Here is a 26,938-nt window from a genome sequence, read left to right as displayed (position 1 = left end):
CGCGCGCCGCGGGGGAAAGCCCCGAATGCGGACTGATCAGGTCTGGCAATTGGCGCAGAACACACTCGCCCGCTGCCCCAGGGTGATCAGGCGCAGCTCGCCGCCGCAGCGCCGGCAGACCTGGCCGGCGCGGCCATAGACGTTGAGCCGCTGGGCGAAGTAGCCGGGCTCGCCGGTGCCGCTGACGAAGTCACGCAGCGTGGTGCCGCCTTGAGTGATCGCCGCGGCGAGTACCTCGCGAGCGGCGGCGGCGAGGCGCTCGTAGCGCTCGAGGGAGACGCGGCCGGCGGCCCGGCGCGGATCGATCCCGGCGAGATAAAGCGCCTCCGCGGCATAGATGTTGCCCACCCCCACGACCACGGCGTTGTCCATCAGAAACGGCTTGATCGCCAGCCGGCGGCCCCGCGACAGCCGATAGAGGCGCTCGCCGGTGAATTCCGGCGACAGCGGCTCGGGGCCCAGCCGCGCCAGGCGCGGATCGTCGCGCACGCCGCCCTGCAGCCAGTCGACGAAACCGAAGCGGCGCGGATCGTGATAGCGCAGGATAGCGCCGCCGTCGAGCACCACATCGACATGATCGTGCTTTTTCGGCAGATCGCCGACCCGGGCGATGCGCAGGCTGCCCGACATGCCCAGATGCCAGAGCAGCGAGCGCTGACCGGCGCTGGCGTCGATCAGGGGAATCAGCAGGTACTTGGCGCGCCGACCCAGCTCGCCGATACGCCGCCCGACCAGCGCCTCCTCGAGACCGGCCGGCACTGGGGTGCGCAGGCGGCGTTCGCGAACGATCACTTCATTGATCTCGCGACCCTCGACGTAGGGGGCGATGCCACGGCGGGTGGTCTCGACTTCGGGCAACTCGGGCATGCTGGGCTCCGTAACTTGCAGTCCATGACTTACAGTCCGTGACTGGCTGGGCGGACCGGATACGAAAAGACCCGGCGCAGGGGGCCGGGTCTCTTCTGGCAGGCGCCACGCCTGCGGTGGAAGCATCAAGGGTTACTTGATCTTGGCTTCCTTGTACATCACGTGCTTGCGAACGACCGGATCGTACTTCTTGAATTCAAGCTTGTCCGGAGTGTTCCGCTTGTTCTTATTGGTGGTGTAGAAGTGGCCGGTACCGGCGCTGGACACCAACTTGATCTTGTCACGCATGGACCTAACTCCCGTTAAATGCGCTCACCGCGCTTGCGAATTTCGGAAAGCACCGTGTCGATGCCTTTCTTGTCGATGATCCGCATACCCTTGGTGGAGACGCGCAGCTTGACGAAGCGCTTCTCGGCTTCCACCCAGAAACGGTGGGTGTGAAGATTGGGCACGAAACGGCGACGCGTCTTGCGCTGGGAGTGCGATACGTTGTTACCAGTCACCGGACGCTTGCCGGTAACCTGACATACTTTGGACATTGGAGCCTCCAACCGCTGGGCGAGTTGTTCAAAACCTGTCGGGCAAACCGGGAAGAGAGAATGGCAGGTAACCGCCTTCCGCCCCTTAATTAACCCAAGGAAGTCAAAGGGCGTACGTTATACCAGAGCCCCGGCGTCTCGGCAAGCGAGAACCGCCCGATTGCCCCAAAACGCGGCGATTCTAGCGATTTTTGGGTTCGACGCCTATAACCAGCCCCGTTCGGCGAACGACACCACTTCGCCGTCGCCGACCACGAAGTGATCGAGCACGCGGATCTCGAACAACTCCAGCGCCTGCTTCAGGCGCTCGGTGATACGCCGATCGGCATTGCTGGGCTCGGCGACGCCCGACGGATGATTGTGGGCGAAGATCAACGCCCCGGCGCCCAGTTCCAGCGCCCGCTTGGCCACTTCGCGCGGGTAGACCGAGGCGCTGTCCAGCGTGCCGCGAAACAGCGACTCGAAACGGATCACCCGATGCTGGGTATCGAGGAACAGCGCGGCGAACTCCTCATGCCCCAGGTGACGCATCTGCGCCGCCAGGTAGGCGCGCACCAGCGTCGGCGAGGTCAGCGCCCCGCCGCGCTCGAGCTGGCTGGCCAAGTGGCGGCGCGACAGTTCGAGCACCGCCTGCAGTTGCACGTACTTGGCCTCGCCCAGGCCGTGCTCGGCGCAGAAGCGCTCGCGATCGGCCTCGAGCAGCGGCCGCAAGCCGCCGAAGGCGCTGAGCAGATCGCGCGCCAGATCCACCGCCGAGCGCCCCTTGACCCCCACACGCAGGAATATCGCCAGCAGTTCGGCGTCACTGAGCGACTGCGAGCCGAGGCTCATGAGCTTTTCGCGCGGCCGCTCACCCTCCGGCCAGTGTCGGATTGCCATGCATCACCCGGAGTAAAGAAGGCGGCGGGCGCGCCGCGGACCACGGCGCGCCCATGATAAAGCGACAACGATCGCCAGGCGTGAGGCAAGCCTCAGGGCGTCGCCGACGCGTCGGGCTGCCAGGACCGCAGCACGGCCTTGCGCGCGGCGCTCTTCTCGGCCGGGGACGCGCCCCAGTCGCCGCCGTAGATCGCGCCCTCCCAGTCGCCATAGGTGGGATTCGGCAGCATCACGAAACGCCGGCCGAACTGCTCGCTCTGCTCGGCCACCCGGGCCCGACGCTCGGCCGGCACGTCGCTGTCGTAGACACTGGAGAAGTCGGCCAGGTTGTCGCCCATGTACAGCGCCACCTCATGATCGGCGAGTACCCGATCGCGCCTGGCCTGCTTGTCCGACGAATCGGTCCGCAGCATCAGGTGCTCGCCCTCGAGCTGCGGGAAGCCGAGCGCGGCCATGTTGTCGCGGGTCGCCTCGAGCGCATCGGCGTCGCGGTTGGTGATGTAGTAGACGTCCACCCCCTGGGATACCGCGTAGTCGAGAAACTCCACCGCGCCGGGCAGCGCCTTGGCCTCGCGGGCCGCCATCCATTGGTGCCAGAGTTCGCTGTTATAGGCCGCGTCGTGATCGACCAGGTAGGCCTCGAAGGCGGTGTTGTCGATCACCGTCTCGTCGGCATCGACGACCACCGCCAGCGGCCGGTCGTCATTGCCGTGACGCGCCAGGGCCTCGTCGAGCTGGTCGCGGGCGACGTTGAAGGCCTGATGGCTCAGCGCCCGGTATTCCGCCGAACTCTGCATCCAGGCGGTCGCCATCACCAGCTGCTCGTTGAGGTCGCTCAGGGTATAGGCGCCGGGCCCGGCTTCGTGCTCGGCGGATGGCGCGGCGCAACCGCCGACCAGCAGTGCCAGCGTGGCAACGCCCGCCATACGCTGGGCGGGAAAGAAAAGACGATCGGGTATCGATGTCATGACAGGCTCTTGTCGTTAGGTTGTAAAGGGCACCGGCGAGCGTCACCGCCCGCCCATGGCCGGCCAGTACGCTTTAGTGTATCAGCGAATCCGCATACGCGTGCCTGGCGACGGGCCCGCCCCGCCCAGCTATCGACCAATGTCTCATCGCGCCTGTTGTCAATCCAACTACCATACTAGTTATATCAGGCAGCCCGAAGACCCATCGCCATGACGCCGTCGCTACTCGCCCTGTGGGAAGAACAGCCGGAAAGCAGCGTTCGCCAGCGCCTCTACGCGGTGCTGCGCCAATCGATCATCCGCATGACGCTGGCGCCCGGCCAGGCGCTCTCCGAAAAGGAGATCGCCGAGACCTTTGCCGTCAGCCGCCAGCCGGTACGCGAAGCCTTCATCCGGCTATCCGAAGCCAACCTGGTGGAGGTGCGCCCGCAGCGCGGCACCTACGTGGTGCCCATTTCCCAGGCCGCGGTCATGGAGGCGCGCTTCGTGCGCGAGGCGCTCGAAGTGGCCGTGGCACGTTCAGCCGCCGAGCAAGGCCTGAACAACGCGGTACTCGACGAGCTCTACGAGCTGATCGCGCGCCAGAAGCGCTGTGCCGAAAGCGACGATCACGATCGCTTCTATCGCCTCGACGAAGCCTTCCATCGCACGCTATCGCTGGGCGCCGGCCATGACGCCGCCTGGGGAGTCACCCAGGAGGTCAAGGCCCAGTTGGACCGGGTGCGCTATCTGAGCGTGCCGGATGCCACGCCGATCACCAAGCTGATCGAACAGCACACCGCGATCCTCGATAGCGTCGCCGCCGGCGATGCCGACGCGGCCGAGCGCGCCGTCAAGGCGCACATGCGCGAGATCCTCAGTTCGTTGCCCGAACTCATCGCGCGTTTCCCGGAGCTGTTCGATACCGCCGGCGCCCCGCTTTCCGCCGTCAGTGGGGAGCCGGCATGAAGATTCGCGAGGCCGAAACCCTCGCGACCGCCACGCTCCGTCACCGGTGAGCGCCGTCAGCATTCGCTTCAGCAATCAGGGCCAGTAAATAAGGGAGAGTCATCCATGCAAGCGTTTCAGGTCAGGGCCCCTCACGATTACGCCCTCGTCGATGTCGAGACCCCGCAGGCCGCCGCCGGCGAGGTATTGGTCAAGGTCGCCTTCGCCGGCATATGCGGCTCCGACATGCACATCATCCACGGCGAGAACGCCTTCGTGCGCTTTCCCCGGGTCACCGGCCACGAGTTCGCCGGCGTGGTCGAGGCGGTGGGCGATGGCGTCGACAGCCACAGCGTCGGCGACCGCGTATGCATCGACCCGGTGATCAACTGCGGCGAGTGCTACCCATGCCGTATCGGCCGACCCAATGTATGTACCCGGCTCGAAGTGCTCGGCGTGCATCGCAACGGCGGCTTCGCCAACCAGGTCAGCGTTCCCGCCGCCAACGCCCACCGCCTGCCCGAGTCGATCGCTCTCGACCAGGCCGCGCTGGTAGAGCCCTACACCATCGCCGCCAACGTGCTGGAGCGCATGCAGCCCTTTGATGGCGACGCCCTGCTGATCCTCGGCGCCGGGGTGATCGGGCTGACGATCCTCCAGGTCGCCCGGGCCAAGGGGATCACCGATATAGTCGTCTGCGACGTCATCGACGACCGCCTTCAGGCCGCACGCGAACTGGGCGCCAGCCACGTCATCAACGGCCGCCACGAGGATCTCGAGGCCATGATCGCCGAACGCACCGCGGGCGAAGGCATTCCGCTGATCGCCGACGCCGCCTGCGTGCCGGCGCTGTTCCCGTCGCTGGTGCGCATGGCCTCGCCGGCCGGACGCATCGGCCTGCTGGGCTTCAACGCCACGCCCAGCGACCTGGTCCAGCTCGAGGTGATCAAGAAGGAGCTGACGATCGTCGGCTCGCGGCTTAACAACCGCAAGTTCCCCGAAGTCATCGAGATGCTCGCCAGCGGGCGGCTCGATGCCACGGCGCTGGTCAGCCACCGGCTGCCCTTCGCCGACATGGGTGAGGCGATTCAATTGATCGACCATCACCCGGAGCGTGTGCGCAAGGTACTCATCGACCTCGGTGCCTGAGGCGCCGGACGCGCGGTCCCGCGCCACGGGCGAACGCCACGTCATCCACGACTCGATACCCGCGACAACAACAGCCACAAACCGAAGTCAGGAGTGAACGCCATGTTCAAACAGCTACTCGCCAGCGCCGTCATCGGCTCGAGCCTACTCGCCGCACCGTTCGCCACGGCCGCGGACTACACCCTCAAGTTCGGCCATCTGGCCAACCAGGAACATATCTGGAACAAGGCCGCCGAACGCTTCAAGCAGATCGTCGAGAAGCAATCCGACGGCCAGATCGAGGTCCAGATCTTTCCCAACGAGCAGCTGGGCAACGAGATGGATGTCATCAACAGCATCCAACTCGGCACGGCCGACATGACCATCACCGGCGAAAGCCTGCAGAATTGGGCGCCCAAGGCGGCGATGATGGCCGTGCCCTATGCGTTTCGCGACTCCGAACACATGCGCAAGGCGGTCGAAGGCGACATCGGCAAGGAGATCGAAGCGCAGATCGAGGCCCAGACCGGCCTGGTGCCGATCGCCTGGTTCGAGCGCGGTCCGCGCGAGCTGACCTCCAACCGGCCGATCAAGAAACCCAGCGACCTCAACGGCCTGCGTCTGCGCGTGCCCAACGTGCCGCTGTTCGTCGACACCTGGCAGGCACTTGGCGCCAAGCCGACGCCGATGGCCTTCAGCGAAGTCTTCACGGCGCTGCAGCAAGGCACCATCGATGCCCAGGAAAACCCGTTGTCGCTGATCGAGAGCGCCAGCTTCAACGAGGTCCAGGACTACGTGAACATGACCGACCATGTGCGCAGCTGGATTTATGTGGTGATCGGCAAGAACAAGCTCGAGTCGATGCCCGAGGAGCTGCAGAAGGTCGTCCAAGACGCCGCCGACGAGATGCAGAGCTACGAGGAAGAACTGTTCGCCAAGGACCAGCAGCGTCTCGAACAGGCACTCAAGGATGCCGGCATGGAGTTCGTCGAGGTCGACCAGCAGGCCTTCGCCGAAAAGGCCAAACCGGCCATCGAGGCCTCGCTGAACGAAGAGCAACAGAAGCTCTACCAGGCCATCCAGGATCTCTGATCCGGCGCGCCCCGGGCCGGCACCAGCCGGCCCGGGGCCTCCCGCATTCATCGCAGGCTTCAAAGCAAGGGATTCCCAATGCGTGAACCCGACTCGGCCTTCCCCGACGCGTTGCACGGCATCGCCGCGATCCCGCCGCTGGGCGGATTCTTCGGCCGCCTGGTCACTGGGCTCGATCGACTGTTCGCCCTGCTCGCCTCGCTGGCGCTGCTCGGCATCGCCGCGGTGGTGATACTGCAGATCATCGCCCGTACGACACTACCCAGCTCGCCGGCCTGGACGGAAGAGCTGTCGCGCTATCTGTTCATCTACATGGTCGCCCTGTCCTCCGGGCTGGTGTTGCGCCGCGACCAGCACGTCAACGTCGAACTTTTTCAGCAGCATCTCGGTCGGCGCGGCCAGTGGCTGTATCGCGCCCTGATCTGCCTCGCGGTGGGCGTCTTCGCGGCGATGATGCTGCCCTATGCCTGGCAGTACGCGCAGATCGGCGCCTTCCAGACCTCGCCGACCCTGCGCCTGCCCATGCGCTACGTGTTCTTTACCACCGTGGTGCTATTCGCCCTGACCGCCCTCTACGCGGCGATCGGCATCATCGAGGCCGTCGTGGCGATCCGCCGCGACCCGTCAGCCCAGCGCAAGGAGCGAGACTGATGGAAGTCATGATCCTGTTCAGCGTGTTCATCGTCCTGCTGCTGGTCGGCATTCCCATCGCCTTCTCGCTGGGCATCGCCTCGCTCGCCTACCTGCTGCTCGAGGGCATCTCGCTGACCATCATCCCGCAACGCATGTACAGCGGCATCGACTCCTTCGTGCTGCTGTGCATCCCGGGGTTCGTGCTCGCCGGCAATCTGATGAATGTCGGCAATATCACCGACCACATCGTGCGCTTCTCGAATGCGCTGATGGGACACATTCGCGGCGGCCTGGGGCTGGCCAACGTCGGCGGCTCGATGATCTTCGGCGGCATTTCCGGTACCGCCGTGGCCGACGCGGCCAGCATCGGCTCGGTGATGATTCCCGGCATGGCCCGCGCCGGCTACGACAAGCCCTTCGCCGCCGCGGTGACGGCCGCCTCGTCGACGGTGGGCCCAATCATCCCGCCCAGCGTGCCGATGATCATCGCCGGCTCGCTGTCCGGCGTCTCGGTGGGGCGGATGTTCCTGGCCGGCGCCATTCCCGGCCTGCTGATGGGCCTGGCGATGATGATCACCGTGTACATCCTGGCGGTGAAGCGCGGCTATCCGCGCGAGAAGCGTTCGTCCTTCCGCGAACTGGTGCGGGAAGGCCGCAGTGCCTTCTGGGCGCTGCTGATGACCTTCATCATCCTCTACGGCATCATCGGCGGCTTCTTCACGCCCACCGAGGCCTCGATCGTCGCCAGCCTGTACGCCTTCGTGATCGGCATGTTCGTCTACAAGGGCATCACCTGGCGCAACCTGCCGCAGATCGTCGTCGATACGGTACTGACCTCCGGCTCGTTGATGATCCTGGTCGGGCTGGCCAACCTGTTCGGCTGGATCCTCACCAGCCAGCAGATTCCACAGATGATCGCCGATCAGATCCTGTCGATCAGCGAGAACCCGCTGGTGGTGATCCTGATCATCAACCTGATCCTGCTGGTGGTGGGCACCTTCATGGAAACCATCGCCGCGCTGATCATCCTGTTCCCGGCGCTACTGGGGGTGGCCACCGGCGTGGGCATGGACCCGGTCCACTTCGGCCTGATGGCGGTGCTCAACCTGATGATCGGACTGACCACGCCGCCGCTCGGCGTGTGTCTGTTCATCGTCGCGGGCATCGGCAAGCTGCCGATGCTGCGCGTGGCCCGGGCCATCGTGCCGTTTTTGATCTGCAACCTCGTGGTGCTGCTGCTGGTGGCGTACATACCAGCGCTGTCGCTGTGGCTCCCCAATCTGTTGCTCGGGGAGTGACCGGTCATGGACCCGACACACCGCGATCGTACACCGGCCACCGACGCCCACGGCCTCGTGGCCGCCCCGATCAACCTCGCAACCTCGACGGAGTAGCGACCCCATGGAACATACCTGGCGCTGGTTCGGCCCCAGCGACCCCATCAGCCTGGCCGATGTCCGTCAGACGGGCGCCACCGGCATCGTCACCGCCCTGCACGAGATCGCCAACGGCGAGACCTGGCCGGAAGCCGCGATCGCCGAGCGCAAAGCGCTGATCGAGGCGTCTGGACTCACCTGGTCGGTGGTCGAGAGCGTGCCGGTTCACGAGGACATCAAGCAGCGTCGCGGCGACTGCGAGACCTACATCGCGCGTTACCAGCAGACGCTGCGCAACCTGGCGGCCTGCGGCATCGACGTGGTCTGCTACAACTTCATGCCGGTGCTCGACTGGACGCGCACCGACCTGGCCTGGCCGCTGCCCGGCGGCGGCACCGCACTGCGCTTCGAGCAGACCGCGTTCGCCGCCTTCGATCTGTACCTGCTCGAGCGTCCCGGGGCCGAGCGCGACTACAGCGACGCCGAACGCGCCGACGCGCGCCGTTATCTCGATGGCCTCGACGACACGGCGCGCCGGCGACTGGCCGACACCCTCATCGCCGGCCTGCCCGGTGCCGAGGAACACTACACCCTGGCGCGCTTTCGCCAGGCGATCGCCGACTATGCCGAGATCGACGCTGCCCGGCTGCGCGACAACCTGGGCCATTTCCTGCGCGCCATCGTACCGGTGGCCGAGGAGGTCGGCATTCGCCTGGCCATCCATCCCGACGACCCGCCCCGCTCGCTGTTCGGCCTGCCGCGGGTGGTCTCGACCCCCGACGACGCCCAGTGGCTGCTCGATGCCGCGCCCAGCCCGGCCAATGGCCTGACCTTCTGCACCGGCTCCTACGGCGTCAGCGCGGCGATCGACCTGGTGGCGATGGGCCAGCGCTTCGCCTCGTGCATCTATTTCGCCCACCTGCGCGCCACTCAGCGTGAAACCGATCCGCGGACCTTCCATGAGGCGGCGCATCTCGATGGCGACGTCGACATGGTCGGCGTGATCAAGACGCTGGTCGACGAGGAGCGCCGCCGCGAGCGCGACGGCGGGCCGCGCCTGCCGCTGCGCCCGGACCACGGCCATCACCTGCTCGACGACCTGAATCGCGATACACGCCCTGGCTATCCGTTGATCGGCCGACTCAAGGGCCTGGCCGAGTTGCGCGGCGTCGAGACCGCCGTCCGCCGGCTGACTTCCTGACCGCCCGCACGCGGCGGACGGGCGATGACGCAAAGCCCGCGACAGGATGATAAAATCGAGCCCCGAACGTTTCAGGGGTGAATCGTCATGTCACAGCTGGCCGCCGCGCCATTGACCGGCAAGCGCATCCTGCTCGGCATCAGCGCCGGCATTGCCGCCTACAAGAGCGCCGTGCTCGCGCGCCTTTTGAAGAAGGCCGGCGCCGAGGTGCGGGTGGTGATGACCGAGGGCGCCCAGGCCTTCATCACCCCGCTGACCCTGCAGGCGCTGACCGGCGAGAGCGTGCGCACCTCGCTGCTCGACCCCGAGGCGGAGGCCGGCATGGGCCACATCGAGCTGGCGCGCTGGGCGGAACTGGTGCTGATCGCCCCGGCCACCGCCGACCTGATGGCGCGGCTCGCCCATGGCCACGCCGACGATCTGTTGACCACGCTGTGTCTGGCCACCCACGCCGAGTGCGTCATGGCACCGGCGATGAACCAGGCCATGTGGGGCCACCCGGCGACCCGCGACAACGCCCGCCGCCTCGAAGGCTACGGCTGGCGATTGCTGGGTCCCGATTCCGGCGACCAGGCCTGCGGCGATGTCGGTGCCGGACGCATGCTGGAGCCCGAGGCGATCGTCGCCCGGCTGTCTATGGCGCCCGGGGCCGCGTCTGCTATGGCGCTCGAAGATACGCCGCATTCCATGGCGCCCGAAACCGCGCCGAGCGTGTCCGAAGCACCAGGGCCCGGCGACGCCCGCGGGCTGACGGTGACCGTCACCGCCGGGCCGACCCGGGAAGCGCTCGATCCGGTGCGCTATCTCTCCAACCACAGCTCGGGCAAGATGGGCTACGCGCTGGCCGCCGCCGCCGCCGCGCGGGGCGCCCGCGTGCGCTTGATCAGCGGCCCGGTGACCCTGGCCACGCCGGCCGGCGTGGAGCGCATCGACGTGACCTCGGCCGTCGAGATGCTCGAGGCCGCCCGCCAGGCGGCAGTCGACAGCGACATCTTCATCGGCTGCGCGGCGGTCGCCGACTATCGTGCCGAGCGGATCGCCGAACACAAGCTCAAGAAGGCCGACGGCGATGACGGGATGACGCTGAAACTGGTCAAGAACCCCGACATCATCGCCATGATCGCCGAGGCCAGTATCAACGCCAGTGTTAACGAGAGTACCGCCGCCAGCCCACGGCCGTTCGTGGTCGGCTTCGCCGCCGAGACCCGCGATCTCGAAGTCCATGCGCGCGACAAGCTCGAGCGCAAGCGGCTCGACATGATCGTCGCCAACGACGTCTCGCAAGCCGGCCTCGGCTTCGGCGCCGACGACAACGCCGCGTTGCTGCTGTGGCGCAACACCGCCGCCGAGCCCGGGCGCGCCGAGCTGCCGGCACAGAGCAAGACCCGCCTGGCCGAGGCCGTGATCGACCAGGCGCTGCGCGGTTATCGCGCTACACGCCACGCCGCACCGCCAGCCGCGCCACAACAGGATTCCCGATGAGCGATACGACCCGCGATACACCCGTTACCGAGACCACCGGCGCCCAGCCGCTGCGCCGCCAGCCGCAACTGGCCGTCAAGATCCTCGACGAGCGGGTGCGCGACTACCCGCTGCCGCACTACGCTACCCAGGGCAGCGCCGGCATGGATCTGCGCGCACTGCTCGACGCGCCGCTGACGCTGGCACCCGGCGATTGCGAGCTGGTGCGCACCGGGCTCGCCGCACACATCGCCGACCCGGGCCTGGCGGGAATGATCCTGCCGCGCTCGGGTCTGGGCCACAAGCACGGTATCGTGCTCGGCAATCTGGTCGGACTGATCGACTCGGACTACCAGGGCGAACTGATGATCTCGGTATGGAACCGCGGCCAGACGCCCTTTACGCTCGAACCCGGCGAACGCCTGGCCCAGTTCGTGCTGGTCCCGGTGGTCCAGGCCGAGATCGACCTTGTCGATGACTTCGCCGCCAGCCAGCGTGGCGCCGGGGGCTTCGGCCACTCCGGCCGCCGTTAGGCAACGCCCTGGCGCACGCTGACTGGCGAGCCAACTAGACTGGAGGCAGTCGCCAACACGCCGCTTCCAGTCGTCTACCAAGGAGGGAACCCATGAGTGAGATTACCCCGTCCATCTTCCGCGCCTACGATATACGCGGCATCGTCGATGACACCCTGACCGAGGAATCCGTCGAGTTGATCGGCCGGGCGATCGGCAGCGAGGCAGCCGCGCGCGGCGAGCGCTCGGTGATCGTCGCCCGCGATGGCCGGCACTCGGGGCCGCGCCTGCAGGCAGCGCTGATCAAGGGACTGACCGCCGCCGGCCGCGATGTCGTCAATATCGGCATGGTGCCCACGCCGGTGCTCTACTACGCCACCAATACGCTGGGCGACAGCACCTCGGGGGTCATGGTCACCGGCAGCCACAACCCGCCGGACTACAACGGCTTCAAGATCGTGCTGGGTGGCGAGACACTCTCCGGCGAAGCGATCACCGCGCTCTACCAGCGCATCGCCGACGACGACTTCACCGGCGGCGAGGGCCAGGTCCGCGAGCAGGACGTGCGCGAGGCCTATCTGGATCGCATCATCGGCGACATCACCCTGAGCGGGAAGATCAAGGCGGTGGTCGACTGCGGCAACGGCGTGGCCGGCGAGCTGGGTCCCAAGCTGATCGAGCGCCTGGGCGCCGAGACCGTGCCGCTGTTCGCCGAGATCGACGGCGACTTCCCCAATCATCACCCCGATCCCGGCAAGCTCGAGAACCTCGAGGACCTGATCCGTACCGTCAAGGAAACCGGTGCCGACATCGGCCTGGCCTTCGACGGCGACGGCGACCGGCTCGGCGTGGTCACGCCCGCCGGCGAGGTGATCTACCCCGATCGCCTGATGATGGCCTTCTCCGAGGACATGCTCGAGCGCAATCCCGGCGCGCGGGTGATCTTCGACGTCAAGTGCACCGGCAATCTGGCCAAGGTGATCGAAGAGGCCGGCGGCACCCCCGAGATGTGGCGCACCGGGCACTCGCTGATCAAGGGTCGGATGAAGGAGACCGGCGCCCAGTTGGCCGGCGAGATGAGCGGCCACATCTTCTTCAAGGAGCGCTGGTACGGTTTCGACGACGGTCTCTACGGCGCGGCGCGGCTGCTCGAGATCCTCTCCAAGCAGCGCACCGATGCCGACAGCTTCTTCGCCCGCTTCCCGCAGGACCTGGGCACCCCGGAACTCAACGTCCAGGTTACCGACGACAACAAGTTCGACATCGTCGAGAAACTGGCCCGCGAGGGCGACTTCGGCGACGACGGCGTCAAGACCACCCTCGACGGGATTCGCGTCGACTATGCCGACGGCTGGGGACTGTGCCGCGCCTCCAACACCACGCCGGTGCTGGTGCTGCGCTTCGAGGGCAAGAGCCAGGAGTCCCTCGAGCGTGTCCAGGCACGCTTTCGCGACGCCCTGAAGCAGGTCGTCCCGGACGCCGAACTGCCCTTCTGAATCCAGCCTTCCTGAACCGGTCCGCGCCGCGCCGGCAGCGCGGGCCGGCCCAATCGATGGAGAATCGCCGATGAGCGAACACCCCCGGGACCCGCGCCAGGTGGTCGAGGTCCTGTCCGAAGCCCTGCCCTATATCCAACGCTTCTCCGGCAAAACCGTGGTGGTCAAGTATGGCGGCAACGCCATGACCGAACAGACCCTGGTCGACTCCTTCGCCCGCGACATGGTGTTGATGAAGGAAGTCGGCATCAATCCGGTGGTGGTGCACGGCGGTGGGCCACAGATCGGCGAGCTGCTCGGCAAGCTCAAGATCGAGTCGCGCTTCGTCAACGGCATGCGCGTTACCGACGCCGAGACCATGGACGTCGTGGAGATGGTGCTCGGCGGGCTGGTCAACAAGGGCATCGTCAATCTGATCAACCAGTGCGGCGGCAAGGCGATCGGCCTGACCGGCAAGGATGGCGGCCAGATTCGCGCCCGCCAGCTCAAGGTCGAGCAGCAGAGTGTGGAAATGCGCGTACCCGAGATCATCGACATCGGCCATGTCGGCGAGGTCGAGCACGTCTCCACCGAGTTGATCGAGATGCTCACCGCCCGCGACTTCATCCCGGTGATCGCGCCGATCGGCGTCGACGCCAAGGGCCGCAGCTACAACATCAACGCCGACCTGGTGGCCGGCAAGGTCGCCGAGGCGCTGCACGCCGAGAAGCTGATGCTGCTGACCAACGTCGCCGGGCTGATGAACGGCGCCGGCGAGGTATTGACCGGACTCTCCACCGCCCAGGTCGATGCGCTGATCAGTGACGGCACCATCCACGGCGGGATGCTGCCCAAGATTCGCTGCGCACTGGAGGCCGTCAAGGGCGGCGTGGCCAGTTCGCACATCATCGATGGTCGCGTGCCCCACGCCACCCTGCTGGAGATATTCACCAACGCCGGTGTCGGTACCCTGATCACCGACCACCCACCGCAGGACTGAATATTCCAGCTCGAACCGCATTAGAACGTTAACCCAAAAACAATGCACCGGTTTGCCCTGGGACAGGCCCGACAGTACGATTGGCGGGAACCAATATTATTAGAAGAAAACCATGACGCAGGTATCATCCAAGCAAAACCGCCGGGAGCAGATCCTCCAGGCGCTGGCGCTGATGCTGGAGGAAGACAGCGGCAAGCGCATCACCACGGCGTCGCTGGCCCGCCAGGTCGGCGTCTCCGAAGCCGCCCTCTATCGCCACTTCCCCAGCAAGGCGCGCATGTTCGAGGGGCTGATCGAATTCATCGAGGCCACGCTGTTCGAGCGCATTCGCCGGATACTCGACGAAACGCCCGAGGCGTTGCCGCGCTGCCAGCACATCCTGATGCTGCTGCTGGGCTTCGCCGAGAAGAATCCCGGCCTCTGCCGACTACTCAACGGCGACGCGCTGACCGGCGAGACCGCCCGGTTGAGAGTGCGCATGGGCCAGCTGTTCGAACGCCTCGAGACCCAGCTCAAGCAGATCCTTCGCGAAGCCGAGATCCACGAAGGGTTGCGCCCGGTGCTGCCGGTCTCCTCGGCCGCCAACGTGCTGCTGGCCTATGCCGAGGGACGCATCGGCCAGTACGTGCGTAGCGACTTCAAGCGGCTGCCGACCAGCCACTGGGAAGAACACTGGCAGTTGCTGTCGCGCGACCTGCTGGTCGCCACAGCGCAGGCCAGCCGCGCCTAGCTGGCCAGCCGCAACAAGCGCTGGATACGACAACGCCCGGCCGAAGCCGGGCGTTTCATGAAGCGCACTCACGATGCCAATCAGGCCGCCAGCGATTCTCCCAACTGCTGGCGGATCTTCTTCATGGCGTTCTTCTCGAGCTGGCGGATCCGCTCGGCGGAAACCCCGTAGACGTCGGCCAACTCGTGCAGCGTGGCCTTGCTTTCGGCCAGCCAGCGGCTCTGCAGAATATGCCGAGAACGCTCGTCGAGATTGCCCAGCGCATCCTGCAGGCGGCGTGTGGAATCGGCCTCCCAATCGCTGTCCTCGAGCTGCACGGCCGGGTCGTAACGCGCATCGTCGAGATACTGTGCCGGCGCTTGATAGCTGCTCTGTTCGTCATCATCGCTCGGCGAGGCGTCGAAGCCGGCATCAAAGGCCGAGAGCCGCCCTTCCATCTCGCGCACGACCTCGGGCTTGACGTCGAGATCCTTGGCGATGGCATCGACTTCATCGGTGTTCAACCAGGCCAGGCGCTTCTTGGCGCTGCGCAGGTTGAAGAACAGCTTGCGCTGGGCCTTGGTGGTCGCCACCTTGACGATCCGCCAGTTGCGCAGCACGAACTCGTGAATCTCGGCCTTGATCCAATGCACGGCGAATGACACCAGCCGTACGCCCTGATTGGGATCGAAGCGTTTGACGGCCTTCATTAGCCCGACGTTGCCTTCCTGGATCAGGTCGGCCTGCGGCAGGCCATACCCCGAATAGCTCCTGGCGATATGCACCACGAAGCGCAGATGCGACATGACCAGACGGCGCGCCGCCTCGAGATCGTTCTCATCATGCAGACGGAAGGCGAGTTCACGCTCTTCGTCCACGGTCAGCACCGGGATGCCATTAACCGCCTGGATGTAGCCGTTCAAGTCATGGCCGGGAGAAAGCTGGCCAATAGGCTGAAGACTGGTGCTCATGCAGGGTGTCTCCAAGTTGCCCAACAGGTGTTACCCAACGTGGGGAGCCCGTGGGCTCGACCCGGTAACCGTTAAAATGCCTGACTTCGACGGTCCCGAAACTAGGACCCTTAGCGTAGAAACAAGTTCAACGTTCTTGCAAGGAGCTTATCTGATGCCTTGCAATAGACATCCTCCAAGTCTAACGCGGGCGGGTTTCGGCAAGATGCCGATGCACCGCGACCCAGCCGCCCAGCCAGCCCAATAGTGTACTCGAGACCAGCAGGATTGCCGAGCCCTGCCAGCCGAGGCCGGGCATCACGAACTGCGCGCCGTAGCTCTCGGCCAACGTCTGCAACGGCGCGGTCAGCCAGCGCCCGCCCAGGCTCAGCAGCAGCCAGGCGCTCAGCCCGCCGCCCAGGCCGTACCAGGCGCCGCTATACAAAAACGGCCGGCGCACGAAGGCGTGGGTCGCGCCGATCAGCGTCACCACCTCGATCTCGCGTCGCCGGCTCTCGACGGCCAGGCGGATGGTATTGCCGACGATCAGCAATGCGCCGAAACCGAACAGTATCGCCAGGGCCAGGGCCAGGCGCTGGCCGAACGCCGCCAGGCTGCTCAGCCGCTCCAGCCAGGCGAGATCGACGCGCACCTCGTCGACGCCGTCGACGCTCGCCAGTTGACTGCGCAGATCGTCGACCGCCGCGGGGCTGGTATCGAGCGGCGAGACCACCACGCTGGCCGGCAACGGGTTGTCGTCGAGTTCGGCCAGCGCATCGTCGAGGCCCAGCGCCTGCTGGAATTCGGCCATGCCCTCGGCGGCGGTGATCAGCCGGGCGCCATCGACTTCGGGATGGCTGCGCAGGGTATCGGCCAGTTGCATCGCCTCGCGCTCGCCCACCGCGGGTGCCAGGTAGGCGGTCAGGGTGGCGCTCTCCTCGAGCCGCGAGCCGACGCCCCTGGCCCCGTCGAGTGCCAGCCATAGCCCCGCCGGAAGCAGCAACGCGATGCCGATGGCGAGCATCGTCATCAGGCTGCCCAGTGGCTGACGCAATAGCCGCCGGGCGCTGTCGGTGGCCATCTGGCGATGGTGACGCGCCCAAGCGCGGCGGCGACTGTCGAATCCCGGTCGATGGCTGCGCGCACCGCGGCGGGGCGCCTGGCGCGAGGCGTTGTCGCGGGGAGCGGCGCTCATGCCACGCCTCCCTGGTCGATGCGCTCGTCGCTGATCAGGCGGCCTTCGCGCAGGCCCAGCACGCGATGGCGCAACCGGGCGATCAACGCCAGATCGTGACTGGCGACCAGCACGGTGGTGCCGATGCGGTTGAACTCCTCGAACAGCCGCATGATGTCGGCGGACAATTGCGGATCGAGGTTGCCGGTGGGTTCGTCGGCGAGCAGCAGCGCCGGCTTGTTGACCACCGCACGGGCGATGCCCACGCGCTGCTGTTCACCGCTGGAGAGCTCGATGGGCAGCGCGCGTTCGCGGTGCAGCAAGCCCACCTTGTCGAGTGCCGCGCGTACCCGCCGCGCGCCCTCGCGGGGCTCGACCCCCTGAATTTCCAGCGGCAGCGCGACGTTGGCGAACACGTCGCGATCGAACAGCAATTGGTGATCCTGGAAGACCACGCCGATTTGACGCCGGTAGAAAGGTATCTGGCTGTTGTGCAGCCGGTCGATATCGTGGCCGGCGACCAGCAGGCGCCCGCGCGAGGGCCGCTCGAGGCGCATGATCAGGCGCAACAGCGAACTCTTGCCGGCGCCGGAGTGCCCGGTGAGGAACAGCATCTCGCCGCGCTCGACGCCGAAGTTGATGTCGGCGAGCGCCTCGAAGCGCCCGCCGTAGCGCTTGCCGACGTGCTCGAAGACGATCACGGCCTAGCGATCCGCCGCTTCACGGTCGAACAGCGCGCCGACGAAATCCTCGGCGGCGAACGGCCGCAGGTCGTCGAGGCCTTCGCCGACGCCGATAAAGCGGATCGGCGTGCCCTGCTGCTTGGCCAGGGCGAAGATGATCCCGCCCTTGGCGGTGCCGTCGAGCTTGGTCAGGGTGATGCCGGTGACCGGAATCGCCTCGTCGAAGGTCTTGGCCTGGGACAACGCGTTCTGTCCGGTACCGGCATCGAGTACCAGCATCACCTCGTGCGGTGCGGCGGCGTCGAGCTTGGCCATTACCCGCTGGACCTTCTTGAGCTCCTCCATCAGGTGGCTCTTGTTGTGCAGGCGACCGGCGGTGTCGGCGATCAGCACGTCGACGCCGCGGGCCTTGGCGGCGGACAGCGCGTCATAGATCACCGAGGCGCTGTCGGCGCCGGTGTGCTGGGCGATCACCGGCACCTTGTTGCGCTCGCCCCAGACCTTGAGCTGCTCGACGGCCGCGGCGCGGAAGGTGTCGCCGGCAGCCAGCATCACGCTGCGCCCCTGGTTCTGGAAGCGCTGAGTCAACTTGCCGATGGTGGTGGTCTTACCGACGCCGTTGACGCCGACCATCAGGATCACGAACGGCCCCTGGCCCTTGGCCGGCAGCTCCAGCGGCGTGGTCACCGGCGCCAGCAACCCGGTGAGTTCCTCCTGCAGCGCGCCGAACAGCGCCTCGGGGTCCTTGAGTTCCTTGCGCGAGACCCGTGCGGTGAGGTTGTCGATGATCTCGCTGGTCGCCTCGATGCCCACGTCGGCCATCAGCAGCTGGGTTTCGAGATCCTCCATCAACTCGTCGTCGATCTGCTTCTTGCCGAGGAACAGATCGGCCAATCCGTCGGTGAGATTGGCACGGGTCTTGCCCAGCCCGGCCTTGATGCGCGCCAGCCAACCCCGCTTCTCGCCGCTCGGCTTGTCGCGTCTGGCGGTGGCGCTGTCGGTAGGCGGCGCCTCATCGGTGACGGCGTGGCTCGAGGGCTCGACGGGCGGCGGCGTGCTATCTACTTCACCAACCTCGCGCTGCGACTCGGACGCAACCGACGACGGCACTTCCACCTGCTCGTCGGGCTCCATACGGCGTTCGGCCGTTGCGCTTTCCGGCGAGGCCGATTCAGTCGCGGACGCCGCCAGGGCGTCGTCCTCGGGGCGCCGCGCCTCTTCCGCGAGTTCGTCGCGGGGTGTTTCGACGGGTATCTCGTCGAGCGCGCTATGGGCCTCGCCCGTTGCCAGGTCACCGTCCAGCGCTTCGCGGGCGGCCTCACGCTCGAGCGCGGTGGGCGCATAGCCGGCTTCCTGCCGGGCCTGCGGATCGTGTTCGCGGACCGGCGCTTGAGCCTCGTCGCTGATGGCTCGCCGGGGCGACTGAACATCGTCGGTACCGAGCGGAGCCGAGTCGTCGCGCTGGGCAGCGGGTTCATCGCCATCGGGCGTGGCGCCGGACCCGAGGTCGTCGAGTGACGGATCGCGCGCGTCGCGATCGGAAGGTTGATCTTTCTTCTTGCGCTTGAAAAAACCGAACATGGGCGAGTCAGTCGATTGGCAGGTAAACGATCAGCCCATCGTAACACCCCCCGCTACCACTGTGGATAAGCCGCGCGTACAATCCGCCGACTATGAGTCGTCACCGTTCCAGGCCGCCTTCCCGGCGCGGCCGACCGTCCCAGCCAGCGGCCAAGCGGGGTGCCAGAACCCCGGGCAAGCTGCGCATCATCGGCGGGCAGTTCCGCCGTCGGCAACTGCCCATAGCCGACAGCCCGGGATTGCGCCCGACGCCCGACCGGGTGCGCGAGACGCTGTTCAACTGGCTGGCTTTCGAGCTTGCCGGAGGCCGCGTGCTCGACCTTTATGCCGGCACCGGCGCACTGGGGCTGGAGGCGCTGTCGCGCGGCGCCCGCGAGGCCATCTTCGTCGAATCCGCCGCCCCGGTCGCCAGGACCATCGAGGACAACCTGGCTACACTGGGCATCGCGGGCCGGGTCGTCGACAGCGAGGTCATGACGTTCCTGGCCGGCCCGGCGACGCCTTTCGAGGTGGTCTTCCTCGACCCGCCCTTTCGTCAGCAGCGCGTCGCACCGACCTGCCGGGCGCTGGAGGATGCCGGCTGGTTAAGCGACCCGGCGTGGGTTTACGTCGAGCAGGAAGCGCAGGCCCCGGTCGAGGTTCCGGACAACTGGACGCTGCACCGCCAAGTCGTCGCCGGGGACACCCACGGGCGGCTTTACAGGCGGCTGGCGTCGCCGCCGGGAGACGCTTGCCGAGCCCCGGACCACGGCGTACGCTGACGACCAGCACGCCGCGGCGCAATACAGCGATCAGCGATTCACAGGCACGCAATCCAGGCAAGCAATTCAGGAGAAACGGATGAGCAGCGAACTTTTCAATCAGCTCGAACAGAAGGTCGGCAACGCGATCGAATCGCTCGAGATGCTGAAAATGGAAGCCGAGGAGCTGCGCGAGGAAAATGCCCGCCTCAAGCAGGAGCACGACGAGTGGGAACGCCGCCTGAACGGCCTGCTGGCGCAGTTCCGCGAGTTGGAAGGCAGCGAGAGCACGCAGAACCCGGTTTCCTGACCCGCCAGCCTGTCGGCGCCGGCAGCCGTCATCCGCTGCCGGCGTTGCCCACCATGAGATTTCGCGACATCAACAGCGCATCCTCGCGCCGTCCGGCCTTTGCCGGGTAATAGTTCGCGCGCCGACCGTCGACGACGAACCCCATGGAGCGATACAGCGCCTGGGCGCCGTGATTGGTGCCGCGCACCTCGAGCAGCATACGCTCGCTGCCCCACGCCTCGGCCCTGGCGATCAGCCGCTCGAGCAACTGCCGGGCCACGCCACGCCGGCGCACCCGGGGATCGACGGTGATCGCCTGGAGCTCGGCCTCGAACGGCAATCGGTAAAGTATGGCATGACCCACCAGCGCGCCGCCCTCGCCATGCACGCCCCAGCATTCGGCATGGCCGTCGTCGAGCGCCTCGCTGAGCCACGCCTCGCGCCAGGGGTGGGGCTGCCCCAGGCGTTCGAGTTCGGCCAGCTCGTCGATGTCGCCCGGGGTCAGCCTGCTCAGCCGTAGCTCAGTCATCACCCGCCCTGTCATCGCCTGCCCTGTCTTCAACGTGGCTCGCACCGCGATGCCAAGCCTCACGCCACTCCGCCAGCAGCGGCAGCAACGCCCGCTTGGCATCGGCCGATACGATCAGCTCGTCCAGTGCGGGGCCGCACCAGGCGGGAATCTCGAGCAGCCGACTGCGGCCCTCGACGATCTCCAGCACCCGCTCGAGATCGTCGTGAGCGCCGAACAGCAGCAGCCGCTCGGGCTGCCAACCGCGCCGGCGACGACCCTCGATGAATGCCCGCAGGCCCTCGCGGGCCTCCTCGAACGGCGCCTGCGCCGGGATATCGTCCATCAACGGCCAACGGAAGGTTTCGAAGACCGGCGGTTGCGCGGTCTCGATGGTGGCGGCCTTGAACAGATTGCTCAGCAGCCGCCGGGCGTCGGCCGGCGGCGCGCCATCGGCGACCTGCAGGACCAGCCAGCGCCCCTCGAGCGCGGCGACCTGCAGCGTGAAACGCAGCGCCTCGCCGGGCGCCTCCTCCGCGCTGTGGTCAGGTGAGCCGACCGGCGGATCTACGGCCACTGGCGGCGCCTTCAGCTCAGCGGGTTGCGGCTCATCGGCTGGCGGCTCGCCGAGCAGCGCCCGGGCGCGCTTGATCGGCGCACCGGCCCGCGGTGTGGGGGTCGCGTCAATCGCGGCGGCTGGCTGCGGCGGCGCTTGCGCGGCAGCCTCGTTGGCGTCGTCGAGCAGCGCATGCAGGCGTTTTGCCGGCGGCTGGCGCGGTTCGTCGGGCGCTTCCTGCCACTCGCAGCGCGGCGTCTCCAGGGCGTTGGGCAGCCGATAGCGGCTGACCCAGGCGGTCAGCCCCATCGCCTCCAGGTATTGCGAGCGCTGCGGTTCGCCCATGGGCCCGGTCGCCGCGTCAGCGACCACTGCCGCCTCGGCAATTGGGCGAATCGGGACGCGCATTGCCGCGTGCCTGCCACTCGGCGGGGGTATACAGGTGCAGGGCCAGAGCGTGCACCGGGCCGGCCAGCTCGTCGGCCAGTGCCGCGTAGATCTGCTGATGACGCTTGACCGGCATCAGTCCGTCGAAACGCTCGGACACCAGCGTGACCTTGAAGTGGGTTTCCGAGTCGGCCGGCACACTATGCATGTGACTCTCGTTCTCGACGGTCAGATGGACCGGCTCGAGCGAGCTCAGCTTGTCTTCGATTCGTGCCTGAACACTCATGGCGTCTCCTCCCGGGTCGCAAGCGCTTCATTGTAACGTCTAAGCCCCGCGCAGGATAAGCCGCGCGCTGGATAAGACTCGCTCAAGCCGTGCGGCCGCGTTTCGCCAACGGCACACGCCACAGGCTCAGCGCCAGGGCCACCACGACGAAGGCGCAGCACGCCCACAGCGCCAGGGACAGCGAGCCGAACGACAGCGCCAGCATCATGCCGACCATCGCGGTACCCAGCGCCTGGCCGAAGGTCCGCACCGAGGCCAGTACGCCGGAGGCGTTGGCGCTGTACTCGAGCGCCACGCTGCCGATCATTTCGCGATTGTTGGGTGCCTGGAAGATCCCGTAGCCGATCCCGCACAGCGCCACCCGCCAGGCGATGTCGCCGGGCACCGCCGTATCGCCGAGCATGGCCAATGACAGCATGCCGAGCAGGAAGATCGTCAGCCCCAGCGACGAGATCAGCGTCGGGTTGAAACGATCCGCCAGGCGGCCGGCGAACGGGCCGGTCAGCATCAGCGCCAGCGGCCAGGGCGTGAACAGTACCGCCGCGGCGATCGGGCTCAGGCCCATCACGCTCTGGAACAGGAACGGCAGGCCGACGAACGACGCACCCTGGGCGATGAACGCCAGCATCGAGATTACCGCCGCCACGCTGAAGCGCGGCTCGCGAAAGATCACCAGCGGCACCAGCGGGCTCATCGCACGGCGCTGACGCCAGACGAACAGCGCCAGGCAACCCAGGCTCGCCGCGAGCGGCAGCAGCGCCGCCGAATTGGCATTGCCGTGGCCGATACGATCGAGGGCGAACACGAAGCCGCTGACCATGACCATCGACAGCAGCGCGCCGGGCCAGTCGAAACGCCCCGCCTCGGGTGCTTCGCGGGGCAGCGCGCGCAGCGCCAGGGCCAGTGCGGCGATGCCGATCGGCACGTTGATGGCGAACAGCCATGGCCAGCTTGCCAGGTACAGGATGCCGCCGCCCAACGACGGCCCGAAGGCGATGCCGAAGGCCACCACCAGCGCCCCCAGGCCGATCGCCGAGCCGAGCAGGCGCGGCGGGAAGATTACCCGATACATCGACGGGCCGATGCTCAGCATGGCCGCCGCGCCGATGCCCTGAACCATCCGCGACACCACCAGCCATTCGAAACTGCGTGACAAGGCACAGGCGAGCGAGGCCAGCGTGAACACGCCGAGGCCGCCGATATACAGTCGATGGCGGCCGATCAAGCGGCTCAGCGCGGCGAAGGCCAGCAGCGTCGAGGCGCTGACCAGCTGATAGATGTTGGTGATCCACACCGCGCGGGATTCGCTGACGTCGAGTTCACGCGCGAGGGTCGGCAACGCGATGTTGACGATGCCGCCGTCGAACACCGCCATCAGGGTACCCAGCACCAGAACCAGCATCGCCAGGCGACGCTGCGGACCGGGCAGCCCGGTGTCGCCGGGGCGGGTTTCGAACAGCCGGCTCATCAGCATGCCGGACGATTCCGGCTGCCGACAGGCGCAAGCGAAACGAGCTCAGGGGCGTAGCGGGGATATCTCGAGCGGCTCACCGACGATCTCAGTCCTCGTCGGTTTCGAGCAGCAACTCATCGTCAATATCGGAGATCTCGATGGGCTCGTCGTCCTCGAGATCGAGCGCCAGGTAGCTGTGCTCGACCACCACGAAGCGCTCGAACAGCGCCCAATTTAGGCTGTCGGGCCATTGCCGGGTGTCTTCCTCCCAGGCCCGCAGTTCGTTCTCGAGAATGTCGAGGTGGCGTTCGCGCACATAGTCGGCCAGCGCTTCCGGCGTATCCATCTCGGGAATCAGATAGACGGTGCTTTCGCTGTCGACGTCGTCGAGTGTCAGGTCGTCCTCGCCGACGGTCGGTTCCAGCGAGTTGACCCAGTCGACGAACGCCTGGGTAGGCTTGACGCTCAGCGCGGAACGGTTGAGCAGTTTCATCGTCTCTTTCTCCTCGACAGACGGGCTCCTCGACAGACGGGCCTCGGCAGACTTGTCCGGGAACGCTTGCCGAAGCGGCAGCAGTGTCTCGACGTGCGCGGCACGCCGTCGAAACGCCGCTCATTATGGGCGCTCGCGGCGCCGCTTACCAATCATTCCGTCCACCGGCGCGCTTGCGGCCGGGCTATTCCGGACGCATGGCGGGAAACAGCAGCACGTCGCGGATCGAGGCGCTATCGGTGAACAGCATCACCAGCCGGTCGATGCCGATGCCCTCGCCGGCGGTCGGCGGTAGCCCGTACTCAAGCGCACGCACGTAGTCGGCGTCGTAGTACATCGCCTCGAGGTCGCCGGCGTCCTTCTCGGCGACCTGGGCGGCGAAGCGCTCGGCCTGGTCCTCGGCGTCGTTGAGCTCGGAGAAGCCGTTGGCGATCTCGCGCCCGCCGACGAAGAACTCGAAGCGGTCGGTGACGAACGGATCGGCATCGTTGCGCCGCGCCAGCGGGCTGACCTCGGCCGGATATTCGATGATGAAGGTCGGCTGGTCGAGACGGTGCTCGGCGACCTCCTCGAAGATCTCGGTCTGCAGCTTGCCCAGGCCCCAGCCGGGCTTGACCTGGATGCCGAGGCGCTCGGCGGTGGCCCGCGCCGCCTCCAGCGTGTCGATATCGCCGTCGGTGAGATTGTCGCCATGTTCGAGGATCGCCTGGCGCAGCGTCAGGCGCCGGAACGGCCGGCCCAGATCGTACTCGGTGCCCTGATAGTTCAGCACGGTGGTGCCCAGCACCTCCTCGGCGGCGCCCCTGATCATCGCCTCGGTCAGGTCGAGCAGATCCTTGTAGTCCGCGTAGGCCCAGTAGAACTCGAGCATGGTGAACTCGGGGTTGTGGCGCGTCGACAGCCCCTCGTTGCGGAAGTTGCGGTTGATCTCGAAGACCCGCTCGAAGCCGCCCACCACCAGCCGTTTGAGGTACAGCTCGGGAGCGATGCGCAGGTACATGTCGATGTCCAGCGCGTTGTGATGGGTGATGAACGGCCGCGCCGTCGCCCCGCCGGGAATCGGCTGCAGCATCGGCGTCTCGACCTCCATGAAGCCGCGCGCCTCGAAGAAACGCCGGATCGAGGCGATCACCCCGGCGCGCACCTCGAAGGCCCGGCGCGACTCGGGGTTCATGATCAGGTCGACATAGCGCTGGCGGTAGCGCGCCTCCATGTCGGTCAGGCCGTGAAACTTGTCGGGCAGCGGGCGCAGGCTCTTGGTCAGCAACTGGGCCTTGTCCATCTTGACGTAGAGATCGCCCTTGCCGGATTTGTGCACCGGTCCGCGCGCGGCGACGATGTCGCCGATGTCCCAGCCCTTGACGTCCTCGAGCACGTCCTCGGGCAGGCCCTTCTTGTCGACGTAGAGCTGGATCTGCCCGGAGACGTCCTGGATCACCAGAAACGGCCCGCGCTTGCGCAGGATGCGCCCGGCGACCGCCGCCTCGCGGCCCAGCGCCTCGAGCTCGGCCTTGTCCCTGTCACCCAGCTCGGCCTGCAGTTCGTCGGCCAGGCTATCGCGGCGGAAGTCATTGGGAAAGGCGCTGCCGCCCTGGGCGGCAGCCTGCTCGCGGCGCGCGGCCAGCTTGGCGCGACGCTCGGCGATCAGGCGGTTCTCGTCCTGGGCCTCGGGGGATGATTGCGGGTTGTCCTGATTCGCCATGGTTCTGCCTGTCTATGGAAGGTCGCTACGGTTGTGGCGCGACGGGTGCGCCACTCGGATCGAGACGTGAGACGCGTCATGAGCGACGGCGAGGCCAGTCGTGGCGGCGCGAAATCAGCGCTATGGACGCGGTTGTCCATGAGCATGATGAGCACCGCCGCAACGCCGCCTCGTCGAGCGCAATAGCGTCGCTCAAAGGCCCTGTTTGAGGCTGGCTACTATGTACTGATCGAGATCCCCGTCGAGCACCTTCTCGCAATTGCTCGACTGCACGCCGGTACGCAGATCCTTGATGCGCTGGTCGTCGAGCACATAGGAACGGATCTGGCTGCCCCAGCCGATGTCGGCCTTGCTGTCCTCGGCTTCCTGCTTGGCGGCGTTGCGCTTTTGCATCTCGAGTTCCCACAGCTTGGCCTTCAACTGCTTCATGGCGAAGTCGCGGTTGGCGTGCTGGCTGCGCTGGTTCTGGCACGAGACGACGATTCCGGTGGGCTCGTGGGTGATACGTACCGCCGAGTCGGTGGTGTTGACGTGCTGGCCGCCCGCGCCGCTGGAGCGATAGGTATCGGTGCGCAGATCGGCGGGGTTGATCTCGACCTCGAAGCTGTCGTCGATCTCCGGCGACAGGAACACCGAGGCGAACGAGGTGTGGCGGCGGCCGCCGGAGTCGAACGGACTCTTGCGCACCAGCCGGTGCACGCCGGTTTCGGTACGCAGCCAGCCGAAGGCGTACTCGCCCTGGACGTGGATCGTCGCCGACTTGATGCCGGCCACCTCGCCGGCGGAAAGCTCGACGATCTCGGTCTTGAAGCCATGGTGCTCGCACCAACGCAGGTACATGCGCAGCAGCATGTTGGCCCAGTCCTGGGCTTCGGTACCGCCCGAGCCGGCCTGGATGTCGAGATAAGCGTTGTTGGCGTCCATCTCGCCGGAGAACATGCGCCGGAATTCGAGTTTCTCGAGTGCCGCCTCAAGCTGGTCGAGCTCCTTACGGACCTCGTCGACGGTATCGTCGTCCTCTTCCATCACCGCCAGTTCCAGCAGGTCGGCGTTGTCGCCAAGGCCCTGGTCCAACTGGTCGATGGTGGCGACGATCTGCTCGAGCGTCGAGCGCTCCTTGCCCAGCTTCTGGGCATGGTCCGGATCGTTCCAGACGTCCGGATTCTCGAGCTCGCGGGTGACCTCCTCTAGCCGATCCTTCTTCTCGGCATAGTCAAAGATACCCCCTCAGGACGTCTGTCCGTTCGGACAGGTCCTTGATCTGCTGATTGACCGGATTGATCTCTTGCATGGTCGTCCCGTGTTGGCGTGCAAAGACGCCGCAGTCGAAGGCGCCGGGCAAAAACCCGGCGCATGAAAGAAGATCGAC

29 protein-coding genes are annotated in these 26,938 nt (G+C 66.7%); 13 read left to right on the top strand and 16 right to left on the bottom strand.

Annotation, left to right across the window (positions count from 1 at the left end; all coding sequences use genetic code 11):
* Positions 1-36: 36 nt before the first annotated feature.
* The 5 genes from mutM to R6258_RS05095 form a co-directional block, all read right to left on the bottom strand.
* Entirely contained in the window at positions 37-867 is an 831-nt protein-coding gene (gene mutM / locus R6258_RS05115) for a bifunctional DNA-formamidopyrimidine glycosylase/DNA-(apurinic or apyrimidinic site) lyase (protein WP_318448245.1), read from the bottom strand.
* A 132-nt stretch (positions 868-999) separates the two neighbouring features.
* A complete protein-coding gene (gene rpmG, locus R6258_RS05110) occupies positions 1,000-1,155 on the bottom strand; it encodes a 50S ribosomal protein L33 (protein WP_129140669.1) in 156 nt (51 codons plus the stop codon).
* Positions 1,156-1,169: 14 nt separating this feature from the next.
* Positions 1,170-1,406 (bottom strand): 50S ribosomal protein L28, encoded by a 237-nt coding sequence (gene rpmB, locus R6258_RS05105; protein WP_318448239.1) that lies wholly within the window; start codon positions 1,404-1,406, stop codon positions 1,170-1,172.
* 204 nt (positions 1,407-1,610) lie between these two features.
* On the bottom strand, positions 1,611-2,285 hold the full coding sequence (radC, locus tag R6258_RS05100; RefSeq protein ID WP_318448236.1) for a RadC family protein: 675 nt from the start codon (positions 2,283-2,285) through the stop codon (positions 1,611-1,613).
* Positions 2,286-2,377: 92 nt separating this feature from the next.
* Positions 2,378-3,253 (bottom strand): 5'-nucleotidase, lipoprotein e(P4) family, encoded by an 876-nt coding sequence (locus R6258_RS05095; protein WP_318448234.1) that lies wholly within the window; start codon positions 3,251-3,253, stop codon positions 2,378-2,380.
* Between the two features lie 210 nt (positions 3,254-3,463).
* On the opposite strand from R6258_RS05095, the gene R6258_RS05090 reads away from it, so the two are divergent.
* From R6258_RS05090 to slmA, 11 genes are all read left to right on the top strand, one after another.
* Entirely contained in the window at positions 3,464-4,201 is a 738-nt protein-coding gene (locus R6258_RS05090; protein ID WP_318448231.1) for a GntR family transcriptional regulator, read from the top strand.
* A 105-nt stretch (positions 4,202-4,306) separates the two neighbouring features.
* Positions 4,307-5,329, top strand: coding sequence for a Zn-dependent oxidoreductase (locus tag R6258_RS05085; protein ID WP_318448228.1), 1,023 nt, complete (start codon positions 4,307-4,309; stop codon positions 5,327-5,329).
* 102 nt (positions 5,330-5,431) lie between these two features.
* Positions 5,432-6,400, top strand: coding sequence for a TRAP transporter substrate-binding protein (locus R6258_RS05080; RefSeq protein WP_318448226.1), 969 nt, complete (start codon positions 5,432-5,434; stop codon positions 6,398-6,400).
* Positions 6,401-6,478: 78 nt separating this feature from the next.
* Positions 6,479-7,051, top strand: coding sequence for a TRAP transporter small permease (locus R6258_RS05075; protein ID WP_318448224.1), 573 nt, complete (start codon positions 6,479-6,481; stop codon positions 7,049-7,051).
* Positions 7,051-8,331 carry a TRAP transporter large permease gene (locus tag R6258_RS05070; protein ID WP_318448222.1) on the top strand — a complete coding sequence of 427 codons (1,281 nt, stop codon included), beginning with the start codon at positions 7,051-7,053 and terminating at the stop codon, positions 8,329-8,331. The genes R6258_RS05075 and R6258_RS05070 overlap by 1 nt, the downstream gene beginning before the upstream one ends.
* Before the next feature lie 103 nt (positions 8,332-8,434).
* Positions 8,435-9,610, top strand: a complete 1,176-nt coding sequence (gene uxuA, locus R6258_RS05065) for a mannonate dehydratase (RefSeq protein ID WP_318448220.1) — start codon at positions 8,435-8,437, stop codon at positions 9,608-9,610.
* Between the two features lie 87 nt (positions 9,611-9,697).
* Entirely contained in the window at positions 9,698-11,092 is a 1,395-nt protein-coding gene (coaBC, locus tag R6258_RS05060) for a bifunctional phosphopantothenoylcysteine decarboxylase/phosphopantothenate--cysteine ligase CoaBC (protein ID WP_318448218.1), read from the top strand.
* Positions 11,089-11,604: a dUTP diphosphatase gene (dut, locus tag R6258_RS05055; protein ID WP_318448216.1), complete on the top strand. Its 516-nt coding sequence runs from the start codon at positions 11,089-11,091 to the stop codon at positions 11,602-11,604. The genes coaBC and dut overlap by 4 nt, the downstream gene beginning before the upstream one ends.
* A gap of 92 nt (positions 11,605-11,696) precedes the next feature.
* A complete protein-coding gene (locus R6258_RS05050) occupies positions 11,697-13,079 on the top strand; it encodes a phosphomannomutase/phosphoglucomutase (protein WP_318448214.1) in 1,383 nt (460 codons plus the stop codon).
* A gap of 70 nt (positions 13,080-13,149) precedes the next feature.
* Entirely contained in the window at positions 13,150-14,058 is a 909-nt protein-coding gene (gene argB, locus R6258_RS05045; protein ID WP_318448211.1) for an acetylglutamate kinase, read from the top strand.
* 112 nt (positions 14,059-14,170) lie between these two features.
* Positions 14,171-14,788: a nucleoid occlusion factor SlmA gene (gene slmA, locus R6258_RS05040; RefSeq protein WP_318448209.1), complete on the top strand. Its 618-nt coding sequence runs from the start codon at positions 14,171-14,173 to the stop codon at positions 14,786-14,788.
* A gap of 80 nt (positions 14,789-14,868) precedes the next feature.
* Here slmA and rpoH read toward each other — a convergent pair whose 3' ends face one another.
* The 4 genes from rpoH to ftsY all read right to left on the bottom strand — a co-directional run bounded on the left by rpoH (position 14,869) and on the right by ftsY (position 19,155).
* Positions 14,869-15,738 (bottom strand): RNA polymerase sigma factor RpoH, encoded by an 870-nt coding sequence (gene rpoH, locus R6258_RS05035; RefSeq protein WP_318448208.1) that lies wholly within the window; start codon positions 15,736-15,738, stop codon positions 14,869-14,871.
* Between the two features lie 181 nt (positions 15,739-15,919).
* Positions 15,920-16,912 carry a permease-like cell division protein FtsX gene (gene ftsX / locus R6258_RS05030; protein ID WP_318448205.1) on the bottom strand — a complete coding sequence of 331 codons (993 nt, stop codon included), beginning with the start codon at positions 16,910-16,912 and terminating at the stop codon, positions 15,920-15,922.
* Entirely contained in the window at positions 16,909-17,592 is a 684-nt protein-coding gene (ftsE, locus tag R6258_RS05025) for a cell division ATP-binding protein FtsE (RefSeq protein ID WP_318448203.1), read from the bottom strand. The genes ftsX and ftsE overlap by 4 nt, the downstream gene beginning before the upstream one ends.
* 3 nt (positions 17,593-17,595) lie before the next feature.
* Entirely contained in the window at positions 17,596-19,155 is a 1,560-nt protein-coding gene (gene ftsY, locus R6258_RS05020) for a signal recognition particle-docking protein FtsY (RefSeq protein ID WP_318448200.1), read from the bottom strand.
* Positions 19,156-19,247: 92 nt separating this feature from the next.
* Between ftsY and rsmD the strand changes: the two genes are divergently transcribed.
* Both rsmD and R6258_RS05010 read left to right on the top strand, forming a co-directional pair.
* On the top strand, positions 19,248-19,916 hold the full coding sequence (gene rsmD, locus R6258_RS05015; protein WP_318448198.1) for a 16S rRNA (guanine(966)-N(2))-methyltransferase RsmD: 669 nt from the start codon (positions 19,248-19,250) through the stop codon (positions 19,914-19,916).
* Between the two features lie 79 nt (positions 19,917-19,995).
* Complete coding sequence (locus tag R6258_RS05010) at positions 19,996-20,205, top strand: cell division protein ZapB (RefSeq protein ID WP_318448196.1); 210 nt, start codon at positions 19,996-19,998, stop codon at positions 20,203-20,205.
* A gap of 28 nt (positions 20,206-20,233) precedes the next feature.
* Here the strand turns inward: R6258_RS05010 and rimI are convergent, their stop codons facing one another.
* The 7 genes from rimI to prfB form a co-directional block, all read right to left on the bottom strand.
* Entirely contained in the window at positions 20,234-20,713 is a 480-nt protein-coding gene (rimI, locus tag R6258_RS05005) for a ribosomal protein S18-alanine N-acetyltransferase (protein ID WP_318448193.1), read from the bottom strand.
* Positions 20,706-21,656, bottom strand: coding sequence for a hypothetical protein (locus tag R6258_RS05000; protein ID WP_318448190.1), 951 nt, complete (start codon positions 21,654-21,656; stop codon positions 20,706-20,708). Before R6258_RS05000 ends, rimI begins: the two co-directional genes overlap by 8 nt.
* Positions 21,610-21,921, bottom strand: a complete 312-nt coding sequence (locus tag R6258_RS04995) for a BolA family protein (protein ID WP_318448188.1) — start codon at positions 21,919-21,921, stop codon at positions 21,610-21,612. Before R6258_RS04995 ends, R6258_RS05000 begins: the two co-directional genes overlap by 47 nt.
* A gap of 82 nt (positions 21,922-22,003) precedes the next feature.
* Entirely contained in the window at positions 22,004-23,395 is a 1,392-nt protein-coding gene (locus tag R6258_RS04990; RefSeq protein ID WP_318448186.1) for an MFS transporter, read from the bottom strand.
* A gap of 85 nt (positions 23,396-23,480) precedes the next feature.
* Positions 23,481-23,867 carry a hypothetical protein gene (locus R6258_RS04985; protein ID WP_318448183.1) on the bottom strand — a complete coding sequence of 129 codons (387 nt, stop codon included), beginning with the start codon at positions 23,865-23,867 and terminating at the stop codon, positions 23,481-23,483.
* Positions 23,868-24,051: 184 nt separating this feature from the next.
* On the bottom strand, positions 24,052-25,569 hold the full coding sequence (gene lysS / locus R6258_RS04980; protein WP_318448181.1) for a lysine--tRNA ligase: 1,518 nt from the start codon (positions 25,567-25,569) through the stop codon (positions 24,052-24,054).
* A gap of 192 nt (positions 25,570-25,761) precedes the next feature.
* A protein-coding gene (prfB, locus tag R6258_RS04975) for a peptide chain release factor 2 (protein ID WP_318448178.1) occupies positions 25,762-26,860 on the bottom strand; the annotation gives its coding sequence in 2 pieces (ribosomal slippage) (positions 25,762-26,784 and positions 26,786-26,860; 1,098 coding nt in all).
* Positions 26,861-26,938: the final 78 nt, after the last annotated feature.

The sequence above is a fragment of the Halomonas sp. HP20-15 genome (assembly GCF_033446685.1).
GTDB lineage: Bacteria > Pseudomonadota > Gammaproteobacteria > Pseudomonadales > Halomonadaceae > Modicisalibacter.
Note: the sequence above shows the minus strand (reverse complement) of the source record. Positions and strands in the feature narration are given on the sequence as shown.

Excerpts from the sequence above, each read along its gene's own strand:
- mutM (WP_318448245.1), bottom strand. The coding sequence starts at position 867 with ATGCCCGAGTTGCCCGAAGTCGAGACCACCCGCCGTGGCATCGCCCCC.
- rpmG (WP_129140669.1), bottom strand. The coding sequence starts at position 1,155 with ATGCGTGACAAGATCAAGTTGGTGTCCAGCGCCGGTACCGGCCACTTC.
- rpmB (WP_318448239.1), bottom strand. The coding sequence starts at position 1,406 with ATGTCCAAAGTATGTCAGGTTACCGGCAAGCGTCCGGTGACTGGTAAC.
- radC (WP_318448236.1), bottom strand. The coding sequence starts at position 2,285 with ATGGCAATCCGACACTGGCCGGAGGGTGAGCGGCCGCGCGAAAAGCTC.
- R6258_RS05095 (WP_318448234.1), bottom strand. The coding sequence starts at position 3,253 with ATGACATCGATACCCGATCGTCTTTTCTTTCCCGCCCAGCGTATGGCG.
- R6258_RS05090 (WP_318448231.1), top strand. The coding sequence starts at position 3,464 with ATGACGCCGTCGCTACTCGCCCTGTGGGAAGAACAGCCGGAAAGCAGC.
- R6258_RS05085 (WP_318448228.1), top strand. The coding sequence starts at position 4,307 with ATGCAAGCGTTTCAGGTCAGGGCCCCTCACGATTACGCCCTCGTCGAT.
- R6258_RS05080 (WP_318448226.1), top strand. The coding sequence starts at position 5,432 with ATGTTCAAACAGCTACTCGCCAGCGCCGTCATCGGCTCGAGCCTACTC.
- R6258_RS05075 (WP_318448224.1), top strand. The coding sequence starts at position 6,479 with ATGCGTGAACCCGACTCGGCCTTCCCCGACGCGTTGCACGGCATCGCC.
- R6258_RS05070 (WP_318448222.1), top strand. The coding sequence starts at position 7,051 with ATGGAAGTCATGATCCTGTTCAGCGTGTTCATCGTCCTGCTGCTGGTC.
- uxuA (WP_318448220.1), top strand. The coding sequence starts at position 8,435 with ATGGAACATACCTGGCGCTGGTTCGGCCCCAGCGACCCCATCAGCCTG.
- coaBC (WP_318448218.1), top strand. The coding sequence starts at position 9,698 with ATGTCACAGCTGGCCGCCGCGCCATTGACCGGCAAGCGCATCCTGCTC.
- dut (WP_318448216.1), top strand. The coding sequence starts at position 11,089 with ATGAGCGATACGACCCGCGATACACCCGTTACCGAGACCACCGGCGCC.
- R6258_RS05050 (WP_318448214.1), top strand. The coding sequence starts at position 11,697 with ATGAGTGAGATTACCCCGTCCATCTTCCGCGCCTACGATATACGCGGC.
- argB (WP_318448211.1), top strand. The coding sequence starts at position 13,150 with ATGAGCGAACACCCCCGGGACCCGCGCCAGGTGGTCGAGGTCCTGTCC.
- slmA (WP_318448209.1), top strand. The coding sequence starts at position 14,171 with ATGACGCAGGTATCATCCAAGCAAAACCGCCGGGAGCAGATCCTCCAG.
- rpoH (WP_318448208.1), bottom strand. The coding sequence starts at position 15,738 with ATGAGCACCAGTCTTCAGCCTATTGGCCAGCTTTCTCCCGGCCATGAC.
- ftsX (WP_318448205.1), bottom strand. The coding sequence starts at position 16,912 with ATGAGCGCCGCTCCCCGCGACAACGCCTCGCGCCAGGCGCCCCGCCGC.
- ftsY (WP_318448200.1), bottom strand. The coding sequence starts at position 19,155 with ATGTTCGGTTTTTTCAAGCGCAAGAAGAAAGATCAACCTTCCGATCGC.
- rsmD (WP_318448198.1), top strand. The coding sequence starts at position 19,248 with ATGAGTCGTCACCGTTCCAGGCCGCCTTCCCGGCGCGGCCGACCGTCC.
- R6258_RS05010 (WP_318448196.1), top strand. The coding sequence starts at position 19,996 with ATGAGCAGCGAACTTTTCAATCAGCTCGAACAGAAGGTCGGCAACGCG.
- rimI (WP_318448193.1), bottom strand. The coding sequence starts at position 20,713 with ATGACTGAGCTACGGCTGAGCAGGCTGACCCCGGGCGACATCGACGAG.
- R6258_RS05000 (WP_318448190.1), bottom strand. The coding sequence starts at position 21,656 with ATGCGCGTCCCGATTCGCCCAATTGCCGAGGCGGCAGTGGTCGCTGAC.
- R6258_RS04995 (WP_318448188.1), bottom strand. The coding sequence starts at position 21,921 with ATGAGTGTTCAGGCACGAATCGAAGACAAGCTGAGCTCGCTCGAGCCG.
- R6258_RS04990 (WP_318448186.1), bottom strand. The coding sequence starts at position 23,395 with ATGCTGATGAGCCGGCTGTTCGAAACCCGCCCCGGCGACACCGGGCTG.
- R6258_RS04985 (WP_318448183.1), bottom strand. The coding sequence starts at position 23,867 with ATGAAACTGCTCAACCGTTCCGCGCTGAGCGTCAAGCCTACCCAGGCG.
- lysS (WP_318448181.1), bottom strand. The coding sequence starts at position 25,569 with ATGGCGAATCAGGACAACCCGCAATCATCCCCCGAGGCCCAGGACGAG.